Source organism: Myxococcus virescens (assembly GCF_900101905.1).
Classification (GTDB): Bacteria; Myxococcota; Myxococcia; order Myxococcales; family Myxococcaceae; genus Myxococcus; species Myxococcus virescens.
In genome coordinates, this window is record NZ_FNAJ01000009.1 from 66,059 (window position 1) to 76,812 (window position 10,754).

A 10,754-nucleotide genomic window follows, 5' to 3' on the forward strand; every position below is an offset into this window, starting at 1 on the left:
TGATGACAGATAGGCTTGTCCGATAGGAGTATGTCATGGGTCTTGAGAATGGGCTTAAGTTTGAAACCGACATGGCGCCAATGCAGGCTCTTCGCCTCCTTGCCGACCAATTTTGTCTTTCATGGGGCGATGAATCTCATTTGATTGGACCCGCCCTATGGATTTGGGCCATTGGTCTCGATGAGGAGAGTCGGTCCCTGTTTGAGGAGGATTTCCACTTCAAGCCCAGCATGCTGGTCGGCTTCAGGCTCAATCCCAACAGCCCTGAGTATGCCGCCGGATGCCGAACTATGTTGCGCGCATCATTGCTCCTGCTTGAGCACGGCCGTGATGGTGTCCTCCTTTTCAATGGAGAGCACATCGTTTTGCAGCGCATCGGGGGCGTTCTAACGCTCAACGCCGACCGTGGAAACTGGACAGACGGCCTCCATTTGGCGAATGAGATCACTGTTCCCTACAAAATCCAGCCCCTAAATTCGCCATTGCTCTGATGCGCAATCCCGTCGCATTGCCCGCGATGCCCCACGCCCTTTGTTAAAATTGGGCGCAATCCGGCATTTCCTGACCGCAAAGAGGCTTGTCCTCCGTTGCGGAACTTCTTGAGGCTCCTCGCCGGCTGATAGCCTCTTCTCGTGAGGTGGATGTGAAGAAGCAATCGAAGCAGGACAGGACTGCGGAGCACAGTCCTGGAGCGACACGAGCGGGAGCTCATCGACGAGCGGGTGACGCCAGAGCGGTGGGGGGCTACCTGGGCAACGTGCTCGTCCGGCGCCTGGGCGGGCAGTGGATACCGCGCAAGAGGCTGGAGGAGTCCCAGGTGCGCGTCGGCAACCGCGTCTGGCCGCCCTTCCTCCGCGCCCGCCGGTACATGCAGTCCCGCCAGGCGCTGCTGGAAGGCTCGCTAACCCAGTTCTACTAGGAGGTGGAGCGGTATCGGAGGGAACTTAGAGCAAATGCTCCTCCCGCGTCAGGCGGTATTTGCTGGCGCGCAGTTCGCGGCATGGTCGGCATGGTCAGGAAATATTGTGGTCCAAGTCGCCGCATTGACGAGTCCGTGTCCCGAGTTCATCCCTTCACCTCCTGATTCTCTCGCACCGGCGCACGTCACGGCGACGGCCGCACAGGTGCATCTCTCGCTGGCATGACGCGTGTTGGTGGAACCTTTGGCGCAACGATGACGCTGCGAGCGTATTTGGGGTAGGCTCAGAGCTAGCAACTTGCGAAACCGCCCAAACCCTAAGGTAGCCGGGCACTTAGCAGGGCTATGCCGATGATGCGTCTGTGTGGGGTCGGGGGAGGGGCATGTTGTCGGTGGACGTGGCTTGTTGCTGGAATGTTCGTGCTCGCTAGAGGAAAGGAGTCGCAGAATGAGTGGGCGCAGAATCGCATCAACATTCAGTCCTACCGCCTTGCCGGGCTATTGAGTATTAGCTCTACTACTGGGTCGCATTGGGGGAATGCGTAGGCCGGGCGCACTGTGTTATTGTTCAGAGTACTAGCAATGAGCAGCCGTCGAGACAATTTTAATTCTAGAACCCTGCGTACTCTAGCAGCTCGGGTGGGCTTCCACTGCTCGAATCCCGACTGCATGTCATCCACTAATGGTCCGTCTCTGGATGAGGACCAGACGATCAACATCGGTGTGGGCGCCCACATCACGGCTGCCGCTCCCGACGGTCCCCGCTACGACAGGAATCTATCGTCAGCGGAGCGCAAAAGTGGGAATAACGGGATTTGGCTTTGTCAGAGCTGCTCAAAGCTGATTGATTCCGATGTGCAGCGCTACACAATTGAAACGTTGCGAAAGTGGAAGACAGATGCAGTTCATCGCGCGCAACAAGCTATTGCGCGCGGCCGTCCGTTGGGCAGTGTCAAGCCGCCATCTGAACTCGACGAGTCCGATCGGCAGTTTCTGGACGGTCTAGGCCTACCAAGCGACGACGCAGTGAAAACAGTTGGCGCACGACTTCGAGAGGCCTCGCGGAGTGACGTTGCGGCTTTTCAGGCGGCGCGCCACTGGCCAGCGCGAACGATTCTCCTGACGCTTTCGTTCGTCGGAGACCGCAGTCGCGCTATTTCGCTCGACGGCATCGCAGGCTTGGCTGCCTTGGCTGAGCCAGTTTCCATTATATCTCCACCTGGCACAGGTAAGTCGACCACTCTCGTGCAGCTCGCTGACAGCATGCTTGCTGGCAGTGGACCTGTTCCTCTGTTGATTCCGCTTGGTGAATGGTCCGACCGAGATGATGATTTCTTTGATTTTGTAATTCGGCGTAATTCTTTTTTGGGGTTCCGACGAGCCCATTTCATGCAGCTCGCCTACCACGGAATGATCACACTTCTGTTGGATGGATGGAATGAGCTTTCGCCGCAATCGCGACTGCGTGCGATTCGAGACGTTAGCGGGATGCAACGCGACTACCCGTTGCTTGGGATGGTTATCGGCACCCGCTTGCAGCCAGCGCGGCTTGCTGGCCCCATTGTTGAAATTCAGCCACTTTCTGAGGTTCAGCAATTTGAGCTTGCTGCTGCTGTTCGCGGTTCTGAGGGACTGGCCATCATTGATCGTGCATGGCGGACGAATGGAGTTCGTGAGCTAATTGCGACTCCTTTGTATTTGAATGCTCTGCTCGCGCTGCCGCCAAGTGGAAGCTTCCCGCAGACTAAAGAAGCCATCCTGCGCATGTTCGTCCGGGAGCACGAGTCCTTGCCGGAAAGGGCTGAAATACTTTATCGCAGTGCGCTGGGATTTCATACTGATATGCTGGTCGGTCTTGCAGTTGAGGCGAGCCGAACAGGGAGCACGGTGATTTCCGGAAGTAATGCGCGTCGAGCAATCTCGAGAATCACGAAAAGCCTTGTGGATGATGGTCAATTGGCTACGCAGCCTCAACCCAGTGAAGTTCTGGCTAGCTTGATTGATTCGCATTTGCTGATCCTGTCTTCAGATCGTGATGCTCATTCGGTCGCGTTTCAACATCAACAGTTTCAGGAGTGGTATGCTGCGGAATATGTTGAGTGTTTGATGCTAAAGGCGTCGGATGGTGACGCGTCAGCGCGGAAGCAGCTCAGAGAAGAAGTTCTGAATTGGGTGAGTTGGGAGGAGTCAGCGCTCTTTGCATGTGAGCGTCTGTCCCGCGTCGATAGTGCTGGAGCGCGTTCTGTCGCATTCGTCATTGAAGAAACGCTGGGTGTCGACCCAATTTTTAGTGCAGAGATAGTTTTTCGTTCGTCTGATGAGACATGGGGACTGGTGCGTGAACGCGTGCTTCGTTTCGCTGAATGCTGGCATCGAACTGGTAAGGTCGATCGTGCTTTGGCCTTTATGCTTTTGACCGGGAGGGCCGAATTTTCAGGCCATATTTGGCCGATAATTTCGCATCCAGACTATCAAATTCGCATGAGCGCACTCAGGGCGTCGCACCAACTGCGTCCGACCGTTCTCGGAGAAGATCGGGAGGTGCGGCTGCGTTCGTTACCCGCGGAGATGCGGATGGAGGTGCTCTCCGAACTCGCCAGCAATGGCGACTTCGATGGCATGGAGCTTGCGGCGGCGCTTGCTGCACATGACCCAGCCCCAGAGGTTGTGGTCGCGGTCGTACAATCATTGGAGTTCCGTAGAGCTGATCGGCATGTCAATCAAATCCTCCAAACAGCGCAGGAGGCTGTTTGGACGGCATTGGGCAATGCAAGGTATCCTGAGACATTTGCCGACGATGTACTCAACGAGAGACTTCTTCAATCGCGAGAGGTGGCACGGCGGAGTGAAACGTGTCCTCTACGGCTCCTTGCGCGATACTTATGGGATCGACCTCCAGACGCAGCCACAAGAGTTACTGAAATTATAGCTTCGCCTCAGTTCCAAATCGAGGGAGTGAACGCCCAGCACATTCTCGCGGACGCATTCGATGCTTTTCCCGACGCCGTCGCTAGTGGCGTTATTCAGCGCATTGTCCTTGGCTTCCCTCTACCTTTTCGCGCCACATCCTACCTCGGCAATGTTCCTCTTGTGGACCACGGACCGTTGGTGGATACCGTGCTTGCTCCAACGACGCCGGATAGTCACTTGCAGGTAGGAGTGGCAGTGGTTGGATCAGGCATTGTCGGTAATCTCATGGACCGCTTATTCGAACTCGATGAGCAGAGAGAGAAGACTAATCGCCACGACCAAGCGTTGCTCGATGCTCATTCGCGGTTGCGTCGTGCCATATTGGAGACGCGACAAGAGGCGTTTATTCCCGCCTTGTTGCTTAGAGCAGCGCAGAAGCAGCCTCACCGGATCGGTTTGATGGCGGAGTTGCTAGCTCAGCACGGTAATCGCGACAGCAACAGGCGGCCACCCATAGCTAGTGAGCACCGCTTAGCACTGCGTCATGTGCTGCAGCAGTGGGGTGAGGTCTTGTTTCATGCGCCAGCACCTGTCCGTTACGATTGTTCAAGATTGGCGCTCGCCGCTGAGAGGCTCGCTGATCCGGAGCTCTCTGAGCCGATTTTGCGCTTATTGGAGCGAGATCTCACCGATTGGTTCGCCGCACGTAGCGCTTACTTTTCCCAGCCTCGTGGTTCCATGCCTGGAGATGTTTCGACGAGCTATTCCAATGTTTATGCGCAGGCCTTTCAGTCGATGCGGCGGGATGGTGCGATCGCCGCCTTAATGAAGGGGCTGACCGACATGCGGTGGGGACTTAATGCGGCGGGTGCGCTACTTGGCATCTGGATACTTGACCATTCTCCAGGCAAGGCTAACCGCTATTCCGACTGGAGAGACTTCTCGCGGCATTGGCCTCGTCAATTGGAACGGCAGCAGTCAGTGATTCCGCTGCCGACATCTGAATTTGCGGAGCGCATATTTGAAGTAGTGCGCGAGTTTGGGCGGGAGAGTAATTCAGAAGCTGAACAGCAGTACGCCATCAACTTGGCTGTGACTGGGCTCGCGCTGCCTCACGGAAGTAAACGAGAAATTATCGACTCATTACTCGTGCTGCCTCAACCCATGGCCAGCAAGCTGCGGTTGCTGGTCGCCGTAGCAAAAGCTGGTGAAATTCTGCCGTCAGATTTGCTGTTTGAGGGGGTCGTGAACTTACTCACGGCAGCGCGGAATCAACCGTGGCGTCTCGATGCGAGCAGCGGGGACTTAATGGGCTGGCTTGAGCTTTTTTCGTTCTCAGATGACCCAGTAAAGGTGCTGGACGCCATTGCGTTGCTGCCGGAGTATCATCGTCGTCCAAGCCAACTCGAACGACTGTGTGCCGCCCTTCCATATGGGAATCCGGACAAGTCCATTGAGGTGTTGCACCAACTCGCCGAACGAGACCCTGCATTCGAACAGCATAGCGGCTGGCTGAAAGCTATGATCGACTTGGACACAGAGTCGTCAGCTCTCGCGATTCTCTCCCGTTTGTGCGACGGTCGACTAGGAAAGATTAATGATTTGAGTCTTAGTGCGGCGATGACTGTGTGGGCGAAAAAGTACCCAGTGTTGCGTGAGGTGATGATTAGGCAGTGCGAGATTTTGCCGGACGGCGAGGCTCGGTTGGTTGTTGAGAGGACGCTGTCGGAGTTGAGTGATGATGTCGCTTTTATGGCATTGTTTGGGCGGTGTTCGGCCGAATGTCGTAGTGTTCATGGTCTTTTGCGGCAGGTCCGGCGTCTCGCAATTGGCACGAGGCCTTCTGAGAAATGGCAAGGAGTCTACGAGGAATATGGATTGCCGTTGGTTGAGCTTCGCGCGCTGCTTTTTGGTATGACGGGGACGGGGGATGGCCGGGCAAGAGTTGCAGAGCAATGTCTTATTGAAATCGATGAGTGTCGAGACAAATACGGGCGCATCCTTGAGGAGCCCCGCCATCCAGACATCTCAGCCGGACGCCCATGGCCGTTGACAGTCGGATTTTGATTGGCTCCGTTCGGGCGTTGTCTAATGGAGGTGCAGATCGGTCCCCGTGGCCTTACGATGCCAAAGTTATAGTGGCGAATGGGCGAATGTAGAGACCAGGCGCACACGCCTTGGACACTTGAGGCCGGCGAGAAGCCTGCGTTGGCGAATAGTTTAATGCCTTTGCCGCGCGCATTGGCCGATGGATTATCTGCGTTGTAACTTCGAACGGATTCTGTACAGTCGGATAGACTGTGACGGAACGCCATTGATGACGCCCCGCACTCGGTCCAACTGGCCGCCGAGCACTGTGTCCTCGATTGCTCTCTTCGCGACCATTCCTGCCACTCGTGTCACCGTCTTGAGACCAAGGAGCTTCGAGAGCAGGTTGATCAATGCAGAGTGACCTGCTGAGGCCTGCGCGCCCGCGACAAGATCGCCTGCCACGTCGACACTTGAAGACTCAACAGCGTTGCGCGCAAGCTTCCGAACGCCGGCGTTGAACGTCTGAACACGCTCGCGTATCTCAGAATCCTTGGCTGGGTCGCTTCCCGTCTTCAAAACGTCGGTGACCAACGTCCGAAGTCGCTTTGTTTCGGGAGCATCGAAGATCTCGACATAGTCCTTGGCCGGTATCTTGGCGTGCGCAATGTCGAAGGCTCGGATGACCTCGTTAAGTTGGTCGCTGAATGCGCTCGAGTGTACTTCTCTCATCGGCCGAAAGAAGCTAGCGGCGTATGACAACATCGGCTCGGCAAGAACTAGCTTGGTGTGCAGGGATGCCTGGAACGCCTGTGCCAAAGCAATGTTGTGTATTGCGCTGAAGCCATCGATCATGGCCATGTCGCCTGATGGGCTTCTTGGCAGGAGGGCCAGTGCCTGAGCACCAACAATGGCAGGGGAGAAATGAGGCAGCGCGAGATGGCCATTTCTCCACATTGTGCCTTCGAATCGTTCTACTCCATGTAGCAAGCTCGATATGAAGCTCGATTGGAGCCGAGCGTCCGTGTCAAAGCTTAACTTGTCGAGTTCCTCAAGTGCGAGGTGGAGTTCCTCGGTGAGCTTTCTGTTTGCTGAAAGGAAGCGAATGTGGCGCGATTGGTCCCAGGCGTATCGGGCTGCCACGTAGTCTAACTCGCGCGGCTGGAGAAATGGCAGCGAGGGATCCTCCAGAAATAGCTTGGCGACTTTTTCGGGATAGCTGCCGAGTGAAAACTTGAAGACTGGAATGAGCTTTCCGAGACGACAGTAATCAATGAATTCAGACTCCGTTAGGTCGAAGAAATGGTTAAAGTAGTCCACTCCAGGTTGCACGTCCTGCGGAGGCAGCATGGTGTAGACGTGATCATAGATTGGGAGAAAACAGGCAAGCGGCGCTTGCCCACGCAGTGCCGAAGTGCAGAGTACCTTGCTCCCCGATAGCGAATCAATAAGTCGAATCTGTTCAGGGGGGGCGCCGTTGACTAGCTTCTTTAAACGAGTTGCGTACTGGTCATCATGTTCTTCTGTGAGTCGATTGATTCGACTTTCTCTTCGGGGGACGTGAAATCCTGCATTGATAAGCGCGTTTCGATGGTCGTTTGCGGAGAACGGTGCAATCTCGAATCGTAATCCTGTGTACTTGATTGCTTCCAGGGCGCGCCGGCACTCTTCGATAAAGGGAGCGGGTGCGCTCCCGTCATCCTGTGCAACAAGAACTTGCAGTGACTCAGTTCGCTCTTCCAGGGCCAGTCGTGCGAGCCGTGGAACAAGTCGAACGAGGGCCTCCATAATGCCGCTCACAGTGGGGTCGGTATCGTAACCCGCAACTTGAAGGCGACTTGGAATGTTGGCTGCGCCTGTCTCAGCACTAATGCTTCCTTCTTCAATGTGATAGCCGACGCCAGCGATGCCTACGTAGTGGAGTACTCGCTCAATTCGAGCTTTCAAAGTTGCGAAGTCTGCTTTGCTGTTTGGAACTATGGTGATTCGGACATTGAATGGTCCTGTTTCGGCAATTTTGACAGCATCTACGTCGGCGACGCGCGCCATGATTGCTCTACGAAGTTCGCTGGTGTTTCCCGACATGGTTGGTCCTCGGTTGTAGGCCTGGCATAGCCTAATTGAGTAGGTCTGCTCTTTGAACGGCTGACTACGGGAGGCTGCCGTTGCGCTAGTGAGCCAACCTGCTCGGCAGCCCGAACTTCCCTCGGAGCTGCAGCTTGCGCTCGCTTACAGGAGGAGTGCCACCTGGGAGCGTGAAGGAGTTCGGCCGATCAAGAATCGAAGACTTGATTTGGCTGGATGCCGGTCAAGCTGCTGGCATGGCGGCTCCGGTACGAGGCCGCCCAGCAGAACCCACGCGAAAGATGGCACTGCTCGCACTTGATGGTGACTTCACCGGCAAGAAGGCGCCGGTTGAGTTCACAGATGGCTGCCTCCGGCCTGGTTAAGGGGGCTCTTGGGGCGCTGGCTGCGGCAGGTGCTTCCGCGCACCTTCGCTCATGGTCCGGTGAGTCACCTGGTTGATGGCCCCGGGACTACGGTTCCCCAGCCGCATCAAGGCCCCTGGCGGCTTCCGGCGGTGCCCTTTGGCAGCCCTGACTCGACCGGAGAACCGTAGGATGGGAGCAATCAGTTCTGCTTCTCGTAGAAACTACTGTCGCGTCAAGGAGTTGGGTCTCGTCACAAGCGTGACTCCTGATGGTCCGGTTCCGTGATGGCATTTTCGAAGTCGCTAGTTCGGGGACCATCAAGCCAGGGCGCTCGAAACCAAGCCTCCATCCGGCAAACAACGTGCGCGGCAACACCAGTGAGGAGCGCGCGGAGCTTTCCGGGCTGCATTCTCGGTCCGGAGTCCCTTTCGGGGGCATGCGCCGAGCGTGGAGACGCTCAGATCGGCGGGGACAGACCCGTGGCGGTCGAGAAGCGCGGCCGAGACAATCTGAAATCCGTCTCGGAGAGTCTGCGCCGCGCGACGAAATCGTGAGTACTCGGTAACTGCCAGCCGCGTTTCGCTCTCTCGGTTAACAGGTGGCCCAATTTGGCATTCTGAAAAAGGGAAATGACGTAACCCCGGAAGGTACGACATCGAAAGCCCGGGATTGTCAGAGTCGGCTGCCCGCGGTGGTTAACAAAACTGTTAACCACTCTCGGCCTCTCTCTCCCCAAATCGGGCGAAAGAGCGCTCCAGAGAGCCCAATCGGTGGCGGAGGAGAGGGGGCGTCGCGCTCTGCGGGGTAGAGGGCCGAGAGCGCCCTCTTCAGCACCGCGAGCCAGAATCCCTTGGGATTCAGCGGCTTAAGGACGAAGGCCCCGCGATGTCATCGCGAGGCCCGTGTTAAACAAAAAGGGCCCTACCAGTTGGTAGGGCCCTTCAAGTAGCTCCCCGACGTGGACTCGAACCACGGACCTAGTGATTAACAGTCACCCGCTCTACCGGCTGAGCTATCGGGGAATATGTCCTCACGGCGGAACCGCGTTGCCGTGATGAGGCGCTTTCTAGAGAATGGTGCCCGCTCTGTCAACAGTCCCTTTTGATCCGCTCTCCCGGCTTCACCTCCAGCCCTGGTCCGCACTCGCCGGCCTGGGCCCCATGGCAGCCGATGCCATCGCCCAGGTGCTCGCCGGCTCCTCCGCCGAGCGCGTGCTCGACCGTACTCTGCGTGACCACCGCTCCCTGACCCGAGAGCAGCGCCAGGCCCTCAAGGAGGCCGTCTTCAACGTCGGGCTCTGGCGGCGCCGCCTCGGGTTCCTCCTGGGCCGCGAGGATGCCGCTCCTCCCTTCCTGCTCCATGCCCTGATGCACGGCCTCTCGGGCGTCCCGGCTGTGGAGTCCGCCGCCCTCGCCGGGCTCGGGGATGGAGCGCCGCCCCCGTTGGTTTCGGCGCTCCCCCCCACGCTCGCGCTCCGCGCCTCCCTGCCGGACTGGCTCGCCGACCATTTCGCCCGGGAGTTCGGTCCCGAGGCCGACGACTTCTGCGCCCACCTGAATGTCCCCGGGCCCATCACCCTCCGGGCCAACGTCCTGCGCACCTCGCGGGAGGCCCTTGCCGAACGGCTGCGCTCCGAGGGCGTCGAGACGCGCCCGGGGCCCTGGAGCCCGCTGGCGCTCCATATCGAGGGTCCCCGGCCCAACCTCTATGGCCTCCGTTCCCTCCAGGAGGGCCTGTTCGAAGTCCAGGACGAGGGCAGCCAGCTCCTGGGGCTCCTCGTGGAGGCCCGGCCCGGGGAGACGGTGCTGGACCTCTGTGCCGGCGCGGGCGGCAAGACGCTCCAACTGGGCGCGGACATGAAGGACTCGGGGCGGCTCCTGGCCTATGACCCGGACCCCGAGCGGCTCGACCGGCTCCTCCAGCGCTCCGCCCGGGCTCACCTCACCCGAGTCCAGGTGCTCCGGAGTCTTCCCGAAAGCCTGGACGCGGACCGGGTGCTCGTGGATGCGCCGTGCTCGGAGCTGGGCTCCCTGCGCCGGGGCCCCGACCAGCGCTTCCGCATCCTCCCGGAGGTGCTCACCCGGTTTCCGGCGCTCCAGGAGGACATCCTCCAGCGAGGGGCCCGCCTGGTGCGGCCCGGCGGGCGGCTCGTCTACGCCACCTGCACCGTCAACCGCGCGGAGAACGAGGACGTCGTCGCCGCCTTCCTGGCGTCTCGCCCTGACTTCCGCCTCGTATGGCCCGGGGCGGGGTGGCTCTCCGGCGCGTGTCTCCGTGATGGATTCCTCTTCGTCGCGCCCCACCGGCATGGCACGGACGCCTTCTTCGCGGCCGTCCTGGAGCGGTCGGCAGGGTAGGGGCGGGGGCGACAGGCGGTCGCAGTGTCCGAGTCCCGACGGACGGGGGGACTCAACGCTTCGCCCGCCCGGGCCTCGAATCACCGTGCCCCCCGGGCCCCGGGTGCT

The 10,754-nt window shown here is 58.6% G+C and carries 4 protein-coding genes, 1 tRNA gene and 1 pseudogene; 4 read left to right on the top strand and 2 right to left on the bottom strand.

The features are described 5' to 3' along the window. Positions 1-35: 35 nt before the first annotated feature. From BLU09_RS24280 to BLU09_RS38355, 3 genes and pseudogenes are all read left to right on the top strand, one after another. Positions 36-491 (top strand): SitI3 family protein, encoded by a 456-nt coding sequence (locus tag BLU09_RS24280; RefSeq protein ID WP_090491888.1) that lies wholly within the window; start codon positions 36-38, stop codon positions 489-491. A 198-nt stretch (positions 492-689) separates the two neighbouring features. After that, positions 690-919, top strand: a pseudogene (locus tag BLU09_RS24285) (hypothetical protein); the annotation flags it as partial. A 669-nt stretch (positions 920-1,588) separates the two neighbouring features. After that, positions 1,589-5,896: an NACHT domain-containing protein gene (locus tag BLU09_RS38355; protein ID WP_143043191.1), complete on the top strand. Its 4,308-nt coding sequence runs from the start codon at positions 1,589-1,591 to the stop codon at positions 5,894-5,896. Between the two features lie 186 nt (positions 5,897-6,082). On the opposite strand, the gene BLU09_RS38360 is transcribed toward BLU09_RS38355, so the two are convergent. After that, positions 6,083-7,942: a hypothetical protein gene (locus tag BLU09_RS38360; protein ID WP_143043192.1), complete on the bottom strand. Its 1,860-nt coding sequence runs from the start codon at positions 7,940-7,942 to the stop codon at positions 6,083-6,085. Between the two features lie 1,296 nt (positions 7,943-9,238). Next, positions 9,239-9,311: transfer RNA gene (locus BLU09_RS24295), tRNA-Asn, on the bottom strand. 138 nt (positions 9,312-9,449) lie between these two features. Here BLU09_RS24295 and BLU09_RS24300 point away from each other — a divergent pair. Continuing rightward, entirely contained in the window at positions 9,450-10,646 is a 1,197-nt protein-coding gene (locus BLU09_RS24300; protein ID WP_186818004.1) for an RsmB/NOP family class I SAM-dependent RNA methyltransferase, read from the top strand. Positions 10,647-10,754 lie beyond the last annotated feature (108 nt).